Origin of the sequence: Hymenobacter gelipurpurascens, from assembly GCF_900187375.1 — a bacterium.
Taxonomy (GTDB): Bacteria; Bacteroidota; Bacteroidia; order Cytophagales; family Hymenobacteraceae; genus Hymenobacter; species Hymenobacter gelipurpurascens.
This window is the reverse complement of the sequence record NZ_FYEW01000003.1, coordinates 387,447-406,843: the sequence shown is the minus strand read 5'-3', so window position 1 is coordinate 406,843 and position 19,397 is coordinate 387,447. Positions and strand designations below refer to the sequence as shown.

Annotated in this window: 19 protein-coding genes; 12 read left to right on the top strand and 7 right to left on the bottom strand. The window is 55.0% G+C overall.

The genetic code is table 11. The features are described 5' to 3' along the window. Window positions 1-143 precede the first annotated feature (143 nt). The gene (locus tag CFT68_RS20020; RefSeq protein ID WP_088845457.1) at window positions 144-1,628 is read left to right on the top strand and encodes an alpha/beta hydrolase family protein; all 1,485 of its coding nucleotides are present in this window, start codon (window positions 144-146) and stop codon (window positions 1,626-1,628) included. Between the two features lie 144 nt (window positions 1,629-1,772). Next, window positions 1,773-2,369 (top strand): hypothetical protein, encoded by a 597-nt coding sequence (locus CFT68_RS20015; RefSeq protein WP_088845456.1) that lies wholly within the window; start codon window positions 1,773-1,775, stop codon window positions 2,367-2,369. Between the two features lie 303 nt (window positions 2,370-2,672). On the opposite strand, the gene CFT68_RS20010 is transcribed toward CFT68_RS20015, so the two are convergent. Then, window positions 2,673-3,956, bottom strand: coding sequence for an MFS transporter (locus CFT68_RS20010; protein ID WP_088845455.1), 1,284 nt, complete (start codon window positions 3,954-3,956; stop codon window positions 2,673-2,675). A 188-nt stretch (window positions 3,957-4,144) separates the two neighbouring features. On the opposite strand from CFT68_RS20010, the gene CFT68_RS20005 reads away from it, so the two are divergent. From CFT68_RS20005 to nth, 5 genes are all read left to right on the top strand, one after another. Then, window positions 4,145-4,573, top strand: coding sequence for a hypothetical protein (locus tag CFT68_RS20005; RefSeq protein WP_088845454.1), 429 nt, complete (start codon window positions 4,145-4,147; stop codon window positions 4,571-4,573). A gap of 55 nt (window positions 4,574-4,628) precedes the next feature. Further along, on the top strand, window positions 4,629-5,213 hold the full coding sequence (locus tag CFT68_RS20000) for a DUF6799 domain-containing protein (RefSeq protein ID WP_088845453.1): 585 nt from the start codon (window positions 4,629-4,631) through the stop codon (window positions 5,211-5,213). Window positions 5,214-5,528: 315 nt separating this feature from the next. Then, on the top strand, window positions 5,529-6,164 hold the full coding sequence (locus tag CFT68_RS19995; protein ID WP_088845452.1) for an RNA polymerase sigma factor: 636 nt from the start codon (window positions 5,529-5,531) through the stop codon (window positions 6,162-6,164). Beyond that, window positions 6,154-6,333 (top strand): hypothetical protein, encoded by a 180-nt coding sequence (locus CFT68_RS19990; RefSeq protein WP_245815460.1) that lies wholly within the window; start codon window positions 6,154-6,156, stop codon window positions 6,331-6,333. Before CFT68_RS19995 ends, CFT68_RS19990 begins: the two co-directional genes overlap by 11 nt. Before the next feature lie 129 nt (window positions 6,334-6,462). Continuing rightward, a complete protein-coding gene (gene nth, locus CFT68_RS19985; protein WP_088845450.1) occupies window positions 6,463-7,182 on the top strand; it encodes an endonuclease III in 720 nt (239 codons plus the stop codon). Window positions 7,183-7,219: 37 nt separating this feature from the next. Here the strand turns inward: nth and CFT68_RS19980 are convergent, their stop codons facing one another. Next, window positions 7,220-8,425 carry a glycosyltransferase family 4 protein gene (locus CFT68_RS19980; RefSeq protein ID WP_088845449.1) on the bottom strand — a complete coding sequence of 402 codons (1,206 nt, stop codon included), beginning with the start codon at window positions 8,423-8,425 and terminating at the stop codon, window positions 7,220-7,222. Window positions 8,426-8,480: 55 nt separating this feature from the next. After that, window positions 8,481-9,491: a gliding motility lipoprotein GldB gene (gene gldB, locus CFT68_RS19975; RefSeq protein WP_449404432.1), complete on the bottom strand. Its 1,011-nt coding sequence runs from the start codon at window positions 9,489-9,491 to the stop codon at window positions 8,481-8,483. A gap of 107 nt (window positions 9,492-9,598) precedes the next feature. On the opposite strand from gldB, the gene CFT68_RS19970 reads away from it, so the two are divergent. Then, window positions 9,599-10,270 (top strand): porin family protein, encoded by a 672-nt coding sequence (locus CFT68_RS19970; RefSeq protein WP_088845447.1) that lies wholly within the window; start codon window positions 9,599-9,601, stop codon window positions 10,268-10,270. Window positions 10,271-10,558: 288 nt separating this feature from the next. Here the strand turns inward: CFT68_RS19970 and CFT68_RS19965 are convergent, their stop codons facing one another. From CFT68_RS19965 to CFT68_RS19955, 3 genes are all read right to left on the bottom strand, one after another. Beyond that, window positions 10,559-12,166, bottom strand: a complete 1,608-nt coding sequence (locus CFT68_RS19965) for an Rne/Rng family ribonuclease (protein ID WP_088845446.1) — start codon at window positions 12,164-12,166, stop codon at window positions 10,559-10,561. Window positions 12,167-12,584: 418 nt separating this feature from the next. Beyond that, on the bottom strand, window positions 12,585-13,481 hold the full coding sequence (locus tag CFT68_RS19960; RefSeq protein ID WP_245815458.1) for a tetratricopeptide repeat protein: 897 nt from the start codon (window positions 13,479-13,481) through the stop codon (window positions 12,585-12,587). A gap of 80 nt (window positions 13,482-13,561) precedes the next feature. Beyond that, window positions 13,562-13,867: an HU family DNA-binding protein gene (locus tag CFT68_RS19955; RefSeq protein WP_088845445.1), complete on the bottom strand. Its 306-nt coding sequence runs from the start codon at window positions 13,865-13,867 to the stop codon at window positions 13,562-13,564. 249 nt (window positions 13,868-14,116) lie between these two features. Here CFT68_RS19955 and mutY point away from each other — a divergent pair, with 249 nt between their 5' ends. The 4 genes from mutY (at window position 14,117) to recG (ending at window position 18,628) form a co-directional block, all read left to right on the top strand. Beyond that, window positions 14,117-15,157: an A/G-specific adenine glycosylase gene (gene mutY, locus CFT68_RS19950; RefSeq protein ID WP_245815457.1), complete on the top strand. Its 1,041-nt coding sequence runs from the start codon at window positions 14,117-14,119 to the stop codon at window positions 15,155-15,157. A gap of 95 nt (window positions 15,158-15,252) precedes the next feature. Next, a complete protein-coding gene (locus CFT68_RS19945) occupies window positions 15,253-15,684 on the top strand; it encodes a single-stranded DNA-binding protein (RefSeq protein WP_088845443.1) in 432 nt (143 codons plus the stop codon). Window positions 15,685-15,847: 163 nt separating this feature from the next. Further along, a complete protein-coding gene (gene gldD / locus CFT68_RS19940; protein ID WP_088845442.1) occupies window positions 15,848-16,444 on the top strand; it encodes a gliding motility lipoprotein GldD in 597 nt (198 codons plus the stop codon). Window positions 16,445-16,528: 84 nt separating this feature from the next. Continuing rightward, window positions 16,529-18,628 carry an ATP-dependent DNA helicase RecG gene (gene recG / locus CFT68_RS19935; RefSeq protein WP_088845441.1) on the top strand — a complete coding sequence of 700 codons (2,100 nt, stop codon included), beginning with the start codon at window positions 16,529-16,531 and terminating at the stop codon, window positions 18,626-18,628. 141 nt (window positions 18,629-18,769) lie between these two features. On the opposite strand, the gene CFT68_RS21605 is transcribed toward recG, so the two are convergent. Next, entirely contained in the window at window positions 18,770-18,994 is a 225-nt protein-coding gene (locus CFT68_RS21605; protein WP_141106639.1) for a hypothetical protein, read from the bottom strand. Between the last annotated feature and the right edge of the window lie 403 nt (window positions 18,995-19,397).

The following is a 19,397-nucleotide window of genomic DNA, read 5'->3' as shown; positions in this document are numbered from 1 at the left end:
GACCTTTTTTCAACGATTAAAGCCTCCATGGGCCCTTGCAGGAGGTAGCGTGTAACCTACATTGGCAAGTCTGCGTCAGGTTTGATATTTTCCGTTCCGCTTGTGCCCGTACGCGGTAAAATACCATTGATGACTTTCATTTTATGAAGAAAGCTTTACCCGCCCTTGCTCTTCTTTTTCTGGTTTTTTGGGTGTCGATGCCAGTTCTGGCCGGCGATCCTCCTACCCCCGTACTAAACGGACAATGGAGAGGGCCACTCAAGGTTCCGGGCGGTACGCTTGAGCTCATCATTACGCTGGTACCGCTCAGCAATGGCACCTACTACGCGGCGCTGGATGCGCCTAAGCAACGCATCAGCCGTATGCCTGCGGAAGCCGAAATTAAGGGCAACGACATTACGCTGCGCATTGAGCAGGCTGGCAGCAGCTTCGTGGGGAAAATAAAAGACGGTGGCAAACTGCTCACGGGCACCTGGGCCCAGCCCGGCCTCACTGTACCCCTCACGCTCACCCACGCTGCAGCCGCCCCCACAACAGCCAACGGCAAACCCCGACTGACCCCGCCTTACCGCGAGGAAGAGGTGATTTTCAATAATAACAACGCCAAAATCCGGCTCTCGGGCACCCTCACGGTGCCGGCCGGACCAGGGCCTTTCCCGGCCGTAGTTCTGCTTTCTGATGCGGGCCCGCAGGACCGCGACGCCGAGCAGCAGGAATACCGCATGTTTGGTCAGCTCGCCGACCACCTCACGCGCAGAGGCATTGCTGTTTTGCGCTTCGATGACCGGGGCGTAGGCAAGTCACAGGGTAACTACCTCACGGCCACCACCACCGATCTGATGGGCGACGCCCAGGCTGGTATGGCTTTTTTGCGGAGTCGCAACCTCGTTGATCCGCAACAAATAGGCCTAATCGGGCACGGCGAGGGTGCCAATGTGGCCTTACTGGCAGCTGCTCAGTCGGAGCCCGTCCGGCCAGCCTTTGTGGTGTCGTTGGCCGGGTATGGCCTCACAGGGCGTGCCGTATTGGTGCGTCAGCAACTGGAAATTCTGCGTCTGATTGGGGCCAACCCGGCTCAGGTGAAGGCTGCCCTGGATTTTCATGAACGTGTAATCGACATCGTGCGGCAAACGCCTAACGACAACCAGGCTCGCGGAAAAGTGGCCGCCAACCTACGCCTCAACAACATCGACCTCGACCCACAGATGGCGCGGGCACGCGCCGCCCAGCTCACCTCGCCCTGGTCGCGTTTCTTCCTCGATTTCGACCCATCTCTGAAACTGGCGGAAGTGAAATGCCCGGTGCTGGCCCTCAATGGCACCGCCGATCTGCAGGTAACGCCCGCTCAGAACCTTTCTATCCTGAAAAAGGGCCTCAAAAACTCTCACGTAAAAGCCAAGAAGCTGTCAGATGTAAACCACTGGTTCCAGCCCGATGAGAAAGATTGGCCCCTGATAAACGGCACGCAGCAACCCACCTTCTCACCCAAAGCCCTGGACCTGGTACGTGAGTGGATTTTTGATAACACCACTCGCCCGGCTCCTCTACCCGTTACGGAGCCCCGTTCTACCCCAGCTAAACTAAAGAGCCCTAAAAAGGCTGATAAGGCTGCCCAGGCTAGCCGCTAGGCCAGTACCTGAAGTGCTGCCGGGCTTGCTAGGCTTCGGTTGAGTGGACACCTATAGCGCGAAAAGCGCTACTCGCCTGCACTCTTTGGCAGGTTTATGAGGCTTTCAGGAACCCACTGCCCGGCTTCGGGTTTATAGCCTGCCATGCCCACGCTGCTCCACGACCTGCGCGACCTGCTTGCCTTCGAGATGCTCAGCAGGCATACGCTCGATATTCTGCGCCATAAGCATGGCGCCAGCGAAGGCGAGTTATTTTCGGCGCTGGTGCAAGTGCTACGCGAGCAGCGCAAAGGCGCATTGACTTCCTCAGTTCCTGGCTACCCCTCTCGGTTAGTTTGCGGCCCCAATGAGCACGTTTGCAAACACTGCGGTGAGATTCTGCGCAAGCCCGATGCCATGAAGCACCTCTGGCAAGCCCACGACCTGATAGTGCGCCAACAGCCCGAGCAGCACTATACCACGGATATTCGGTTGGCTGAACTCTACCATGAGGCCCGTGCTTCCGGTACGGAGCCGCAGTGGGTCCGTTCGGTGTGGGAATTCCATCAGCATTTGGTGCCCGTGCCGGCTACTGAGCGGCGGCGCTATCTGGTAAAGCAACGCGGCTACACCATTCTGGCCATCAGCGGGCAGCCCCTCAATGGCCGCTACCAACGCCAGGACCTGAATGCCGACAGCCGCCGCAACGGTTTTGCGCGCTGTTTGCGTGGTACGTTCCTGCTGGTCCCCATGCGAACCTGACGTTGATTATATAGGCCTAGCATGTGGTGGCGGAGCTACGCGTGCTGGGGTGTGGCTGGGGTAACGGTTGCGCTTCAACACCGTCCAAGCTTTACAGTATTTACAGAGCCAAGTAAAAATCTGCTGCTGTCCAACCTTGACTTTTACGAAAAATATGTTAACAACTATGGGCTTATCCACAGACTTATCCACATTTGTGCTATAAACAACTGATTTTGATGCTCCTTACTGTTGAAACGCAGAAGGTCGGCCAACTCTTAGGAGTTGGCCGACCTTCTGCGTTTTAGAAACATCATCCTGCTTTTAGGCCTTCACGGGCTGAGGCGTCATGTCGAGCTTACGCAGCTTGTCGGCTTTCAGGGCCGTGACGCCTACTACTAGCATAGTCATAATGCCTCCAAAAATCACGGACGGAATTACACCCAGCAGTTTTGCGGCGGCGCCCGACTCAAAGGAGCCGATTTCGTTGGAAGAGCCGATGAAGATATTGTTCACGGCCGACACTCGGCCCTTCATGTGCTCCGGCGTGAAGGTATGCAGCAGCGTGGAGCGCACAATCACGGAGACGGAATCAAATACGCCCGTCAGGAACAGCAAAAACAACGAGAGCCAGAAGTTAGAAGACAGCGCAAAGCAGATGGTAGCCAGGCCAAATCCGCCCACGGCCCAGAGCAGCTTGCGGCCCGCATGACGACGCAGCGGAAAATACGTGAGGGCCGTAGCCATCAGGACAGAGCCCACGGCCGGAGCCGCTTCCAAGTGGCCTAGGCCATCTGCGCCCACCTTCAGAATATCCACCGCAAACACGGGCAGCAGCGCCACCGCACCACCAAACAACACGGCAAACAGATCGAGGGAAAGCGCGGCCAGCACCAGCTGGTTGTGCCAGATGAAGCGTAGGCCACTCAGCACGCTGTCTTGCAGGCCTAGCCGCTCGCCCTCCAACGGCGGAAGTGGCCTAGAGGCAATCAGGAGAAACTGCACCAGCGCCAGCGCCAGCAGCACCGTGGCCACCAGGTAGGAGTTGCCGACGCCCAGATGCGCGATGAGGTAGCCGCCCGCTGCCGGCCCCAGCACCGCCGCGGCCTGGTAGGTGGTGCTGTTCCAGGTAATGGCATTGGCCAGCCGTTCCCGGCTCGGCAGCAGCTGCGGCATAAACGAAAACAGCGCCGGCCCCAGGAACCCGCGCGCAATGCCGCTCACGAAGATGATGCTGTAAAGTGGGAGCGTATAGAAAGAGCCGCGCGCTAGCAGCGGCAAGCCCGCCGGAGAAGCAAAAAACGCCAGCGCTGCCGCACACAGCACCAGCACGGCCACCGTGGCAGTAATAATGTTCTTGCGCCGCACAGAGTCGGCCAGGTGGCCGGCGTACAGGGAAACCGCAATGCTGGGTATGGCTTCCGTGAGGCCAATGAGGCCTAGGGCTAGGGGGTCTTTGGTCAGGTTGAAAATCTGCCAGGCTACTACCAGGTATTGAATGCGGGTAGCTACCGTGAGGCAGATGCGGGCAGAAATCAATCGGCGAAAATCAGGAATCCGCAGCGCGGCATATGGGTCGTGGCGCGGGGCCGCATCAGAAACAGACATAGCAAAAGGCCGAGAGGTACAGCGGCGCGCACAAAGGTACTGCCAAACCCTGGCCTAGGAACTGAACCTTAGGGATATTCGCCAGCAGGGCGTGGCTAGGCCAGTCAGGCAGGCTAGGCCACTCGGGGCCCAGCGCCGTATATAGCAAACCTATTGCCATCTGCCCTGCACCTACAAGCCCCTGTCCGATGCCGCGTTCCGCCCTGTTTCCGCCCCCCGATTCCGTTGAGCTGCGCTACCGCCCCGATCTGCAGATTCTGCAGGCCCGGTGGCTGCGGCCCATTCCGGCCCCGGAGCTGCAGCGCGGATATGAGGCGGCGCTGGCCACCGCTGTAGAGCACCGCGCGTATTTCTGGCTGCTGGATGTCCGGGCCCGCGGTACCGCCTCCGAGGACGATACGCAATGGGTGCTGGCAGAATTTCTGCCGCGCCTGCCTGTGCAGCTGGGCCGGCGCGTGTATGTGGCTTTTCTGTTGGCTGCTACCAATCTGAGCGAAGTAGAACAGACCGATGGCGCGCCGCTCGTCTCGAATGAACAATATCACGTACGGTTGTTTACCGCTGAGACACCGGCGCTGGCTTGGCTGGGTCGCCGTCAGGATTTTGAGAGTGTGTAGCCCTCTCTTTCTGCATTATTCAACGTAGTTTCTCCTACTCCTCTCCCTACAACTTATGTCCTTCTTCTCCTTTTACGCTCGTTTTCTGCTGTGTAGTGGCCTAGCATTCGCATCGGTCCAACAAGCACAGGCACAGGCACAGGCCCAAACAGCCACTACTACCACCGCAGATCTGAAAGATGGTGCGTACCGTCGCAACGGCGTGGTGATGCGCTTGCAGGCGGGGCAATCCAGCCGCCTTTCTGCTCCCATGAAGTTCAACAATGGCACCACGCTCCGTCCCGACGGTATCATGGTGGGCAAAGACGGCACCCGCCAGTTGCTGGGGGAAGGAAAAGCACTGAACCTGCAGGGCGACATTGTGAATCTGCGCGACGATATGAAAACGGCCGAGGCCATTGAACGCCACGATGAGAAAGTGACCGGGTACAAGCCTACTGTAATTTCTATGCCCGCTCCTGCCCAAACTACTTCGCCGGAATTGCAGGCTGCTATGCGCCGCACTGAGGAACGCCTAGCTATGTTGCAACAGATGAGCACCCTATTGAATCAGCGAGCTTCCTCCGCGGTAGGCACCACTCCACAAGCTGCTCCGCTTGATACCAGGATTCAGGAAATAGACGCAAAACTCAAGCCCTAGGCCACTACCAAGTCCTACTCACGAAAGCCCGTTCCGACGGGCTTTTTTTGTGTTGAAGCAGTTTTATTTTCTGATAATCAGAGGAAAACCAACTTCATTGAAACAATAAATAGGATATTTTAAATACTTAATTCTTTGGTTTCCAAATAGTAAAAATATTTTCTCCTCTTATAATTTTTCCATTGTGTTTCGGCTTGCAGTTTTCTACATTTGGTTTTAGCAAGCCTCGCTTCATTCTTACTTCATCTATAGTTCTCACCGGCAACTGCACTCTATGGCCTAAAGCTCTACGTCCCCTATATTCTCGTAGCCTTTATGGAAACCATACAGCCGAGCGATTCCGCTCTGATTTCGCTTTACATTGCCGGCCAGGAAGAAGCTTTTGCTCACCTGCTCGAACGTCATAAAACCCGGGTTTACACTACTATCATGCTCATCGTGCGCGATGAGGATGTGGCGGACGACCTGTTGCAGGATACCTTCATCAAGGCCATCCATACCATGAAAAGCGGGCGGTATAATGAGGAAGGAAAATTTTCTTCCTGGATCTGCCGTATTGCCCACAATCTGGCCATTGATTTTTTCCGTCGGGAAAAACGTAGCCCATTATTGAACTTAGACACAACAAGTCACGCCTTTAACTCGTTGTCGTTGGCAGAAGAGGGTGCCGAAGCCGCTCTTACGCGGGAGGAAACTCACGCGCGGCTTCGGGAACTGATTCAGGAGCTGCCCACGGCGCAGAAAGAGGTCCTGATCATGCGTCATTACGGCGACATGAGCTTTCAGGAAATTGCCGACGCGACGGGGGTGAGCATTAATACTGCGTTAGGGCGTATGCGCTACGCGCTCATCAACCTGCGGAAGAAGATGGCCGCACAACCCGTTTTCTATGATCAAAACCTTACCCCAAGAGAAACTGCTCCGGTACGTATACAACGAATTGCCGGCTGATCAACAACAAGAAGTAGAACAGTCGTTGCAGCACGACCCCGAGCTGGCCGCTACCTGCGCCGATATGCTCCTGGCCCAGCGCCTGCTCGATGGTGTGCAGCGCAAGCCCAGCCAACGAGCTACTGATTCTATCCTGCAGTATTCCCGCACGTTCCTGAAAGCGGGATAAGAGAAAAAGGGAAACCAATCGTCATCCTGCGTTTCACGATTTATCTGCTCCTTATCGGGGTGGCTCTCGTGGGGCGCAGGATGACGTGTTTTTGCGCTTTCTTTGTGACTTCCTTGTCTTGCCTGCCGTATGCGCAAACCAGAACGGTTCCGCCACTTCCTAGAGTATTTCACCCAGAACTTCCCTGAGCCGGAAACGGAACTGGTGTACTCCAACCCCTACGAGCTCATCGTAGCCGTGGTGCTTAGCGCCCAGTGCACCGACAAGCGCGTAAACCAGATTATGCCGACGCTGCTCGAGCAATTTCCGACGCCCGAGCACTTGGCGGCCGCCACGCCCGAGGAAGTATTTCCCTTTATTCGGAGCGTTTCCTACCCGAATAACAAGGCCAAGCATCTCTCAGGCCTAGGACGTTTGCTGGTGAGTGATTTTGGGGGCGAAGTGCCCAGCACTATTGAGGAGCTGCAGCGCTTGCCGGGCGTAGGCCGCAAAACGGCCAACGTGGTGGTTTCCGTGATTTACAACCAGCCCGCTATGGCTGTAGATACCCACGTATTCCGGGTTTCGCACCGGCTAGGCCTAGTGTCACGGACAGCTACCACGCCGCTGGCCGTGGAGAAGGAATTGGTGCGCTACATCCCAGAAGCCCTTATCCCAAAAGCGCATCACTGGCTTATACTACACGGCCGCTACATCTGCGTAGCCCGCCAGCCCAAATGCGCCATTTGCCCTCTGAAAGATTGGTGTAAGTACTATGCCGATGTGGTTGCGAAAACCGCTAAACTGGCTCCAAAAGCACTTCCGGCTGTTACTGACACTGATCTTCCAAAATCAAAGAGCACAACTTAGTCTATAAGTAGTCATAGGGAGCACAAAACCAGTTGGCTTACAACTTACTTGCTGCCTGCTCCAGAATCCGTTGCAAAGTAGCGGCTATCTGCTGCCGGTCGAACTGCTCGTAGGCCACTTGCTTTCCCGCTTTGCTGGCTGCTTGTAATTGCTCTGGCTGCTGCAGCACTTCTTCAACGCGGGCAGCCAGAGCCGCCGCATCACTTGCCGGCGAATACCAGCCACACCTGTGCTTCTCCAGAAGAGCTTTCGTCCAGCCTTGGTTGGTGACGATGACCGGCGTCCCGACGGCCAGGCTATCATAGAACTTAGCGGGCGAGTTCGTATCCAGCACCGGCAGGCCTAGAAATGATACTACTGATAGGTTCGCCAGTTTAAACCACGTGAACACTGCGTGGCGGGGCTGTGGCGGCACCAGCCGAATAGCCGAGCACCGCGCAGCTGCTTCCTGCAGCCGTGGCTCATCATAGCCGTGGCCCATGAACAGCCACACTACATCGGGCATACGAGACGCCAAAAGCTCAGCCGCCGCAATCAGTGTCGGAATATCGTTGGCCCGCCCAAACGTACCGGCATAGAGCACCACCCGGTGGCCTACTAGGTTGTGTTCCTTGCGTAGCGCCTCTGCCATTTCCGGCGTAGCCTGGTCCGCTAGATCCAGGTCCGTACCGTTCCAGACGGTAGTGAGTTTGCTTTCAGGTAGGCCTAGGCCCCGCACGTAGGCCGTCATATCGGGGGAAAGCGGCAGAATATGCGCTGCCGATTTGTACAAGCTTTTTTCGAGGGCAAACAAGCGCTGCTGCGCAAATCGGCTTGGCACAGCGCCCATGGCAATGGGGAAAGACGGCCATAAGTCCTGCACTTCAAACACCCACGGTACGTGGCGCAAACGAGCTACCTGCGCCGCTGCCCATGCGGCCGTGAGCGGCGTACTGATGCCCCAGATAACGTCGGGCTTATCCATGCGCAGCCCTTCCCGGAGCGCATATGCCGCATACTGCCCGAAGGAGAGAATGCGCCGGGCAACGCCCATCCGGTTCTCGTAGGCCACTTCCGCTGCGCGCATTTCTACACCTTCCGGCAGCCACGGATAGTGCTGGGTGAGACGTTGCGCCTCCCAGGTGCGCGTAGTAATGAGCGTGACGCGGTGGGTTTTGGCAATATACTTCAGCAGCGAGTAATGCCGACTAGTCGCGGGACAGTCGGGGTTGGTGTGGTACTGGCTGAAGACGGCAATATGCACAAGCAGTCAAGGTAACCGGGAGGGAGAAAAAGGCAACGCCGCTTCCTGAAGTGGCCTAGCGCTCAGCTCGGCGTGGCTTGGGCCGATACTTTGAGTCGTTGAGGATATGTTGGGCGTTCTTTTCGGCCATTAGCTGCTTCAGGGTCACGTTGGGGTGCTCGGCCATATACTTGCGCACTATCTGCCAGCCCACCCAGGCCCCTACCCTACCGGGGCAGGTTTTATCGATTTCCGGAATGTTGGGCCGCTCGCCCACGTACTTTTGAATGGTGAACGGTGCTGTATTATACAGTAGGTTTTTCTCGATGAAGTACGCCCAAATCTTGCCTTCATTGAAGGCCACGCCGGCTATTTCCTTATTGGTGTATCCAATCAGCAGTGAGTCGGGCGTGCAGGGCAGCACCTTCTCCGCGAAATACAGCGCCTTCCCGAACTGCACCATCTCGCCGAGCATGGTTTGGTTGGTTGTCTGCTTCTGATTGTATTTGCTGCTGATAGAAAGCGCCACCATTGGTAGGGCATGGGGTTTGGTATAGCGCCGCAGTATGTACTGCGGTACCTTGGGTCGCCAAGCTGCTTTCGGTCCGATGAAAAAATCGGTGCTGATAACCAGCAAACTGTCACTAACGGACAGATCCTGGCTCAAACCGCTCACAAAGGTTTTTACCGGCGGAATCTGGAAATCAGGGAAGTAGTACTTGATGTGCTGAAATAGCTGCTTCAACTCAACGTTCAGCTTATCCGTCTGAAACGTAGTATCGGCTTGGTAGCCGAGCTTACGTAGTTCGGTATTGGTAGCCAAACGGGCAAGTGTAGCCCCAAGCATGCCGGGAGGATACTGGCTACTTTGTAAAAACTGCCGAGCAAAAAGCGGGTGCTGTTTAATAAACTGCTCGGCATCAGCAGGCGTCTTAATCTGGAAATACGGCTTTTCCAGGCGCTCCACCTGCACGGACACGGCTATTTTGGCTACTTCCGGGTTCAATTCGCACTTCTCCGTTTTAGAGGTACAATTGGGCAGAGCCAGCATCGTTAGGCTCAGAGCAACCGCCAGCCAGGGGCGCATACGGACAGGAATGTGCATCACGCTTTTATATTTATGGCGAAATTAGCCAAAACGAAACGGCAGGCGGCTGTCTTTCGTGTTTTGCTCACCGTACTTCTGCATTTGATATGAAAAAAGCACTGCTCGCCCTCGCCTGCATAGGCGCTTCTGCCGGGGCTGCATCCGCCCAAGTTGAAATAGGCCTCAAGGTTTCGCCTTCCATCACCAGCCTGCGCGTTGATTCGCCCACACAAACAGGCTTCCAGAAAAACGGCAGCAAGGTCGGCTTTGGCGGCGGAATTGTGGTCGATTATTTCTTTGGGCAGAACTACGCCTTCAGCACTGGCCTACAGCTCGCGGGCAAAGGCGGTAAGATTCTGTTCCTCGACCCCACCACCAGCAAGCGGGTAGAGCAGAAAATCGGGGTGCAGTACCTCGAAATTCCTGTAACGGTGAAGCTGTTCACCAATGATATTGCCACCGATACCAAGCTCTACTTCCAGCTCGGCGGCACGGTAGGCGGCGCCATTGCGGCCAAAATCGATGGCAGCAAGCGCTACATCGACCCCACGACCAGCAAAGAATCCAAAGCCCTCGACCACGTCATCACGCCCGATGCAGCCGTGCTCCTCGGCTTCGGCACCGAATATCAGATGGGCCAAAGCACGAAGCTATTCGCGGGCGTGAGCTACCACCGCGGCCTGCTAAACGTAGAGAAGTACTACAATAAGCAGCGCAACTTCTCGGAAGTGAGCTTCAAGAATAGCGAAGTCGCCCTGGACCTCGGCATTAAGTTCTAGGCCAGTCCATCTGTTATTCCGAATGAAGGGGGAATCTGGGAAGTGGCCTACAATGTGTAGAACGTCATGTCGAGCTTGTCGAGACATCTCGCGTGCTGACGTTGCAATGCTAACCAGACATTAGCACGCGAGATGTCTCGACAAGCTCGACATGACGTTGGTGCGATTTAGAATGCCAGTCTATTGCATCTCCTAGGCCACTCCGTCACCCAAACAAAAAGCCCGCGTTGCTCTCAGCAACGCGGGCTTTTCTTCTATCAGGAGGAGTTTTCTCGCAGAAAAAATCCGTCAGTCAATCAGTTCAATTTCCCGGTCCTGCAACCGGCTCATGGCCGCCGCGGCAGAGTGCAGCTCGATTTCCTCGCCGTGCTCATCCTCGATGCGGTAATCAGTGAGGCCCAGACTAGTGTCCTTCATCACTTTCACCCACTTATAATACTTCAAATACCATTTCATCTGTCTGCTTACTAAGCCTTTAGTGTAGTAAGCGTGCAGGAATGGGTGCACATTGAGCGTAATGCCCGACTGGTTCTGGGTCACCAGCAGGTCCTCAATGCTGTTTTCTATTTCGTCGGTCACCAGAATAGACGCCGAAATCTTACCCGTGCCGCCGCAGGTGGGGCAAACCTCACCGGTCACGATGTTTTCGACAGGCCGAACGCGCTGCCGGGTAATCTGAAGTAGGCCAAATTTGGTGATGGGCAGAATTGTGAAGCGCGCTTTATCGTGCTTCATGATGTCGCGCACGGCATCTTCTACCTTCTTGCGGCTCTCCGCCGACTTCATATCAATGAAATCCACGACGATAATGCCGCCCATATCGCGCAGCCGGAGCTGGCGGGCTACTTCTTTAGCGGCCGAGAGGTTCACGTGCAGGGCTGTGGCCTCTTGGTCGCCTTCTTGGTTGCTTTTGTTGCCGGAGTTCACGTCGATGACGTGCAGGGCCTCCGTGTGCTCAATTACGAGGTAGCCGCCCCCAGGCACCGTAACGGTTTTGCCAAACAAGGTCTTGAGCTGTTTCTCAATCCCGAGGCTTTCAAACACCTTCACTTTGCCGGAGTGTAGCTTCAGCAGACCGAGCTTGTCGGGCGCAATCTGCTGCAGGTAGCTCCGCATTTCCTCGTACATGGGAGCCGCATCCACCGTAATGGCGTCAAACGACTCGTTGAGCATGTCGCGCAACATGGAGCTGGTGCGACCCAGTTCCCCCAGCACCTTGTCGTTCGGCTTGGCCGTGCGCAGGGTCTGGTAGAGCTTTTCCCACTTCTCCACCATGTTCTGCATATCCTTGTCGAGCTCAGCCACCTCGCGGCCTTCGGCCACGGTGCGGATAATCACGCCAAAATTGTCGGGCTTGATGGAAGCAATGAGCCGCTTAAGCCGCTCCCGCTCCGTCTTGCTGACGATTTTCTTGGATACGCTGATGGTATTCGAAAAAGGAACCAGCACCAAGTACCGGCCCGCCATGGAAATATCCGTGGACAAGCGCGGGCCCTTGGTAGAAATTGGCTCCTTTACAATCTGAACCAGCATTTGCTGGCCCTTTTTAAGCGTGTTGTCGATCTTGCCGACTTTGTCGAGCATCCCGTCAAACTGGAAGGTTTTCAGGGGGCCAACGGGTATTTTCTGCGATTGAACACCTTTCACCCACTTCGTCAGCGAAGGGAAATTTTCCCCCAGGTCGCCGTAGTGCAGAAAGGCATCCTTTTGGTACCCAATGTCAATGAACGCGGCGTTCAGACCGGGCATAACTTTCTTGACCGTGCCCAGGAAGAGGTCACCAACCGAGTAGGCGGTGTCATTGCGGTCGAAATGATATTCGATGAGCCGCTTGTCCTGTAGCAGGGCAATCCGTTCTCCGTCCTGAGTAGAATTAATGATTAATTCGTTACTCAATGGATTAAGCGGTTAGAGCAGTATCTGGCAAAAAGCATGGCCTAACGGTTATAGATTGCCCCGAAACCCGCAAAGGGAAGCCAGCGCACAAGGCGCCGGCTTCCCTTTCGAGCCACGGGGAAAGCGAACATCTGGCCACTCTCGAGATACTAAGTGAGAGATAGAAGAGCGTTTTTCTGAGCCAGAAAAACACCCACGAGCAAACCCCAGAAGGGATTACTTCTTCTTGTGACGGTTCTTGCGCAGACGCTTCTTCCGCTTGTGAGTGGCAATCTTATGACGCTTTCTCTTTTTACCGCAAGGCATGTTGTTGTGGGTTAGATGAGTGAATTGATTTTGATTTCTTATTGTAGGCCACTCTTGCTTGTGCTACTGATGCCCAAGACAACGATAGCCACTCAAGAACAGTTAACAAGCACTATTGCAGCTTCTGAAGTTGCTCATCCACGGAGGCGGCCAGGGCCGGATCGGGGCTGAGACTCTTGGCTTTCTGGAAGGCCTGACGGGCTTCCGCTTTCGCGCCGGTTTGCGCTAACGCGACGCCAAGATAAAACTGTCCGTTGACGTTTTCAGGATTTACTTTAGTTAGCTCCTGAAAACGCTCTGCTGCCTTATCGAACTGGTTGCTCTGAATAGCCAGCAAACCAAGGTTATATAGCACCTTTTCGTTTTTTGGATCAGCAGCCAGCACTTCGCGCAGCACGGTAATACCTTGCACCGGGTTCGAGCTGGCCATGAGCGCCATACCGAGGTTGGTCTTCGCGTCGAGGTTATCGGGGTTGTTTTTCAACACACGCCCATACAACTCCTCACACTTAGCGCCCAGCAATTTCTGCCGTCCCTCGGTAGTAGCGAAGCTAAATGCTTCGAAATACGCGTCAGCCGCCCGCTTCCAGGCCTGCTCGCCGGGGCGAGTCAGGGCCACCTGCTCCAGGTAGAAGCCGGCACTGTCGAACTTTTCGATGCCTTTGTACTTGTCTGCCAGGTCTGTAGCCAACCGAAGCTTAGCTGCCAGATCGGCTTCCGCCTTGTACTTCGCCAACAAGCCATTGATTTCCCGGCGTTGAACAGGAGCCACCGTCATGTGCGGCTGCTCAGCAGTAGCACCTTCGGGTTTGCCCATTGCATCAACAGATGCCGTGGAAGGAGCAGCAGCTCCGTTGTCGCGGTTAGCAGTACGCGCAGCGCCCTGAGCAAGTTCGCCTTTTCCAGCTTTTGGCTTCACAATCACCTTCGGCAACAAAAACAAACCGGCCACAAGAGCCACCGCCAAAGCGAGGAGAATGAGTTGATACTTAGAGGAATTACGAGCCATTAGCAGGAAAAAACGCAGACCGCCGAGCTTCCGGTATAGGACGCCCGGCGGCACTGCCGACATCGGATAGCAAAGGGTGCTTAGGCGTTAGCCAGGGCTTTGATTTTCTTGCTGTTCTTGATCTTGCCAATGAAGGTCTTGGACGGCTTGAAGCTCGGGATGAAATGCTCGTCGATGATGATCGACGTATTTTTCGAGATGTTGCGGGCTACTTTCTTCGCGCGTTTCTTGTTAACGAAGCTGCCAAAGCCGCGCACGTAGATGTTGTTGCCATCGGCCATCGAATCCTTCACAACTTTGAAGAAGGCTTCTACGGTAGCCGAAACGTCTGCTTTTTCAATGCCGGTTTTGTCAGCAATTTCGGCGATTACTTCTGCTTTAGTCACGCTGGTAAGTGTACTAGGGAGGTGAAAAATATGTGCTTGGCAATTGTTGCCTTCCTCAAAACGTAAGCACTTGCCCGGTAGGGCGTTGCTTATGTTTTGAGGGGCACAAAGGTAGTCCCCTTTTTTGGTTTTACAATAGTTTTCGCAGCATTCGGCTGCGCTTCCTAAGTTGCATCCAACTTATTCTTTTTCAAAGCCTTGAGTTCCGTAAATTCCCTTTCTCAGTATCCCTGGTTTGCACACCGACTCTTGGAATGGTACCCGCGCCACCGCCGCGACCTGCCCTGGCGCCACACCCGCGATCCGTATGCCATCTGGCTTTCCGAAGTTATTCTACAGCAGACCCGCGTGAAGCAAGGCCTGCCCTACTACCTGGATTTCATCAGCTCCTACCCTACTGTGCAGGACCTGGCCGCAGCACCGCAGGATGAGGTGCTTAGGCACTGGCAAGGACTAGGTTACTACTCCCGCGCCCGCAACATGCATCATACCGCTCAGCAGGTGGTAAGTGAGTTCGGTGGCCATTTCCCCGGCTCCTATGCTGAGCTACTTAAGTTGCGGGGCGTAGGCCAGTATACGGCAGCCGCCATTGCCTCTTTTGCCTACGATGAGAAAGTAGCCGTGCTCGATGGCAACGTATTCCGGGTACTGGCCCGCGTGTTCGGCTTCACGCAGGATATTGCTGCACCGGCCAGCCGTAAAGTATTTCAGCAGCTCGCCGATAACCTCATTCCGGCCGAACAGCCAGCAGAGTTCAACCAGGCCATCATGGAGTTTGGGGCCATCCAGTGCACGCCAGCCAAGCCTGACTGCCTGTTTTGCCCGCTACAAACCGAATGCTACGCCTTTCAGCACGGCATGGTGCAGGAGCTACCCGTCAAAAGCAAAGCCAAGGCGGCTCGCACTCGCTACTTCCACTACCTCGTGCTGCGCCATGATGATACCTTATACATGCGCAAGCGCGGCCCCAAGGATATCTGGGAAGGCCTCTACGACTTTGTCCTACACGAAACGGAGTCAGCTGAATTCTCGGCTGCGTCCTTAGTGAAGGCAGTAGAAAGTATGGGTGGCCTAGTAGCTACCAATCGGGTGGAAGAGGCCTCCACGGCTATGCGACACGTACTGAGCCACCAGAAGGTGGAGGCTCGTTTTCATCCGGTGTGGCTTTCGGAGCCGTTGCCATCCGATGCGGCGGTGGCAGCTGGCCTACTGGCCTACCGGGCCTCAGAGGTAGAGCGCCTACCAAAGCCAGTTATTATTACTAATTTTATTAGCAATTCAGTGTTTTAAATACCAATCAGATTGGAATAAATGTATCGTTTTTGTATCTTTATGCTTATTACAACTCCCTATTTTCTTTCTTCAAAAACTTAAAAGTCAGCAATATGGCAAGCGTAAACAAAGTCATCCTCATCGGTCATCTGGGCAAAGACCCGGAGGTGCGCCATCTGGAAGGCGGTAACTCGGTAGCCAACTTCACGATGGCTACAAATGAGTACTATAAAGACAAGCAAGGTACCCGCGTAGAGCGTACAGAATGGCACAACATAACCGCCTGGCGCAACCTCGCGGAGCTAGCCGAAAAGTACCTGCGTAAAGGCCATCAGGTGTACGTGGAGGGCCGCATCCGGACCCGGCAGTACCAGGATAAGGACAACCAGACGCGCTACATCACGGAGATTGTAGCGGAGGAGATTTCTATGCTGGGCAACGGCCGGGCAGGTGCTGGCGAAAACCAGCCAACCAACCAGCCTGCCGCTGCCGAAACACCCACTACATTTCGGGAGGAACCAGAACTAAATCAATTGCCTTTCTAACTCGCAGTTTCCTCCTGACTTTAAAAAGCCTCGGCTCTGCGCCGGGGCTTTTTGCTTGCGGGTGCTGCTAGGCCACTTCTGCAGGCACATTAGGTGGGTTAAGTGGCCTAGCGGCTTGGCGCGGAACTGTGCTACCTTTGAATAATCAACTGATTTGCTTGGCATGGCCGATTTCCGAATTCTGCGCGCCTGGGGCGCTGTACTAACGCTGCTGGGCTTGGCCGTGGGCTGCACCTCGGCTCCGGACTTCACTCCCAAGCCCAAAGGCTACAACCGCATTGATTTGCCCCCGCATGCCTACCAGCAGTTGGCGCCGGGGCACCCCTACACATTTAAGTATTCCCGCTCAGCCAAAATCCTACGCGACTCCTCCTATCTGGCGCAGCCGCACTGGATTAACATCTACTATCCACAGTTGCATGCCAACGTGCAGATTACGTACGCCGACCTCAAACGCAGCAAACAGCTGAGCAACAAGCTTCTCGAAGACGCCCGCAAACTCACCAGCAAGCATCAAATTAAGGCTACAGCTATTGATGAGAGCACGCTGAAGACGCCCAACGGCATGCGCGTGTCGGTGTTTGAACTTCAGGGCGATGTACCCAGTCAGTTCCAATTCTACACCACTGACAGCACGCAGCACTTCTTCCGAGGCGCGCTTTACTTCCGCACAGCTACTGCCAACGACTCGTTGGCGCCAGTGATTGACTACGTGAAGAAAGATATTATTGAGTTGCTGAACACCCTAAAATACCAGTAAAGAAACCACTCGCTCTACTCCTATGGCCACCTTGCATGAGCTGTTGGAGAAGAACGCAAGTGGCCTACAGCCTGCCGCTGATTCATGAGTAATTTCTTTCAGACCAAACTGGAGTATCTGCGTGGTGTGGGCCTACAGCGGGCGCAGCTGCTGCAAAAGGAGCTTAACCTGTTTACCTATGGCGACCTGATTCAGCGGTACCCGTTCCGCTACCTCGACCGCACCCAGTTTTATAACATCTGCGACCTGCACGACGACCTGCCTTACGTGCAGGTGAAAGGCATTTTGCGCAACCGCGAGGTTATCGGCGAAGGTCCCAAGAAGCGCATGGTGGCCAAGATAGCCGATGCCAGCGGCGAGCTGGATCTGGTGTGGTTTAAGGGCGTGAATTACCTGGAGAAGATCATCAAGAATCACCAGGAGTACATCGTATTCGGCAAGCCCACCATGTTCAATGGGCGCCCCCAGATGGCGCATCCCGAGCTGGAGGAAGTGACGGAAGCCAAAGCGGGCCAGAGCTATCTGCAGCCAGTGTATAACACCAGCGAGAAGCTCAAGAACTACCACCGCGTAGATAGCAAGGCTATTGCGCGCATGGTCTCCGATCTTTTGAAGATTGCGCTGCCTCAGGTCCATGAAACGCTGTCTGCCGACCTCATCCAGCAGTATGGGCTCATGGACAAGGCCATGGCCATTCAGCAGATTCACTTCCCGCAAAGCACGGAGCTACTTCAGACGGCCCGTTTCCGGCTCAAGTTTGAGGAGCTGTTTTACGTGCAACTCAAGCTGCTGCGCCAACGCGACCAGCGCAAGGTGGAGCTGGCCGGCCAGCTGTTCAAGGAGGTGCCTTCTCTGGTACACTTCTACAAAAACGTGATGCCCTTTGACCTCACGGGGGCTCAGAAACGTGTTATTCACGATATCTACAAAGATTTCTGCTCCGGCCGCCAGATGAACCGTCTGCTGCAGGGCGACGTGGGTTCGGGCAAAACAATCGTAGCTTTCATCAGCATGCTGATGGCCGCCGACAACGGCGCACAAAGCTGCCTGATGGCTCCCACTGAGATTCTGGCCGACCAGCACTATGTAGGCCTCAAGCAGTACGCCGATCTGCTGGGCCTCAAGATTGGGAAACTAACAGGTAGCACCCGCACCGCCGAGCGGCGTGTGCTGCACGAGCAGCTCCGCTCCGGCGAAATGCATATGCTGGTAGGCACGCACGCGCTGCTGGAAGATGTGGTGCAGTTCCGTAACCTCGGCCTCACCATTATGGATGAGCAGCACCGATTTGGGGTGGCGCAGCGCTCGAGGCTATGGCAGAAAAACCCGCACATCATCCCGCACGTGCTCGTAATGACGGCCACGCCTATCCCGCGCACCCTGGCCATGACGCTGTATGGCGACCTGGATGTATCCGTAATTGACGAGCTACCGGCCGGCCGCAAGCCCATTGTAACGGTGCACCGCTACGATGCCAACCGGCTGAAGGTATTCCAGTTTCTGCGCGACCAGATCAAGCTGGGCCGTCAGGTCTACATCGTGTATCCGCTCATTGAGGAAAGCGAGGCCATGGCCGACTACAAGGACCTCATGGATGGCTACGAAAGCGTGGCGCGCGCCTTCCCCGAGTTTCAGATCAGCATTGTGCATGGGCGCATGACGGCGGGTGAAAAAGACGCTGAAATGCAGCGTTTCGTGAAAAATGAAACCCAGATAATGGTGGCTACCACCGTTATTGAGGTAGGCGTGAACGTGCCGAATGCCTCGGTGATGGTGATTGAGAGCACTGAGCGGTTTGGTCTTTCTCAGCTCCACCAGCTGCGCGGCCGCGTAGGCCGGGGCGCCGACCAGAGCTATTGCATTCTTATGTCGGGTTATAAGCTCAGCAAAGACTCGCGCACTCGCATCGAAACCATGGTGCGCACCAACAACGGCTTCGAAATTGCCGACATCGACCTGAAACTGCGCGGCCCCGGCGACCTGATGGGCACTCAGCAGAGCGGCGTGCTTGATCTGCTGATTGCTGACTTAGCTAAAGACGGCCGCATCCTGAGCGAGAGCCGGGCGGCGGCCCAGGCCTTGCTCAACGCCGACCCTGGCCTAGGCCACCCCGGCAACCTGCCCATCCGACGGCATATTGAAAGCCTGCCGGCCACGGCCGTCAACTGGAGCCGCATCAGCTAATGCTAGGGCATTATACACTACACAAGTAACTATCTAGGTGGCCTACACATAACAAGGGCTTGCCAGCGGTAGTAGCGCTGGCAAGCCCTTGTTATGTGTAGGCCACAAAAAAGGCGGCTTCTGAAAGCCGCCTATCAACATCTAGTTTAAGCTGGTAGAGGTTGCATGCCACTGATATTCGTGGCCGAGGTTGGTAGATGTTTTGGGAACTGCCTGTCCGAAGAATAATGAAGCGCTACGAACTGGCGCTTGTAGAACGGACTGGGCTGACTTGGCGGCAGATGCTGGGAAAGCGCTGTCCTCCTTGGAAAGCTTTCCGATAACAACTAAAGTAACAAGTAAAAAAAGGCGTAGTAAAGTTTTCATAACGACAGGGTCGGTTGTAAGCGGACTAGGGGCCTGGCAATTATTGCGCCAGAGTGGTTAAACCAAGAAAAAAACAGAAGAAAATGTATCGAAGGGAAGTATCTGCTCTCGCTGTTAGCTTTACGGGAGTTGTGCAGAAGCAAATGCCAATATTTAATTAGTTAAATATTGACCTTCGTACATGAGCTCCCGCTTTCTATCAGCGTAAGCTGCTTTCGCTACAAAGGAAACAGGTCGATGTGTATAAATCACCCTGTTAGGCGTTAAGAAAGCATGAAGATTTCTTTTTCCCAGACCGATTGCCCTTGGAAACGTCGGCATATACGGAGTGGTCTGGAAGTTGGATACCTTTGGAGAGTACATTTTTCCTGATTTTTTCATTTATTTCCTAACTACCTCATTT

Bases quoted from the DNA above. Each gene is read 5' to 3' on its own strand.
- CFT68_RS20020 (WP_088845457.1), top strand. From the start codon at position 144: ATGAAGAAAGCTTTACCCGCCCTTGCTCTTCTTTTTCTGGTTTTTTGG.
- nth (WP_088845450.1), top strand. From the start codon at position 6,463: ATGCGCAAACCAGAACGGTTCCGCCACTTCCTAGAGTATTTCACCCAG.
- gldD (WP_088845442.1), top strand. From the start codon at position 15,848: ATGGCCGATTTCCGAATTCTGCGCGCCTGGGGCGCTGTACTAACGCTG.
- CFT68_RS20000 (WP_088845453.1), top strand. From the start codon at position 4,629: ATGTCCTTCTTCTCCTTTTACGCTCGTTTTCTGCTGTGTAGTGGCCTA.
- CFT68_RS19970 (WP_088845447.1), top strand. From the start codon at position 9,599: ATGAAAAAAGCACTGCTCGCCCTCGCCTGCATAGGCGCTTCTGCCGGG.
- CFT68_RS20010 (WP_088845455.1), bottom strand. From the start codon at position 3,956: ATGTCTGTTTCTGATGCGGCCCCGCGCCACGACCCATATGCCGCGCTG.
- gldB (WP_449404432.1), bottom strand. From the start codon at position 9,491: ATGCGCCCCTGGCTGGCGGTTGCTCTGAGCCTAACGATGCTGGCTCTG.
- CFT68_RS19995 (WP_088845452.1), top strand. From the start codon at position 5,529: ATGGAAACCATACAGCCGAGCGATTCCGCTCTGATTTCGCTTTACATT.
- CFT68_RS21605 (WP_141106639.1), bottom strand. From the start codon at position 18,994: ATGAAAACTTTACTACGCCTTTTTTTACTTGTTACTTTAGTTGTTATC.
- CFT68_RS20015 (WP_088845456.1), top strand. From the start codon at position 1,773: ATGCCCACGCTGCTCCACGACCTGCGCGACCTGCTTGCCTTCGAGATG.
- CFT68_RS19945 (WP_088845443.1), top strand. From the start codon at position 15,253: ATGGCAAGCGTAAACAAAGTCATCCTCATCGGTCATCTGGGCAAAGAC.
- CFT68_RS20005 (WP_088845454.1), top strand. From the start codon at position 4,145: ATGCCGCGTTCCGCCCTGTTTCCGCCCCCCGATTCCGTTGAGCTGCGC.
- recG (WP_088845441.1), top strand. From the start codon at position 16,529: ATGAGTAATTTCTTTCAGACCAAACTGGAGTATCTGCGTGGTGTGGGC.
- CFT68_RS19960 (WP_245815458.1), bottom strand. From the start codon at position 13,481: ATGGCTCGTAATTCCTCTAAGTATCAACTCATTCTCCTCGCTTTGGCG.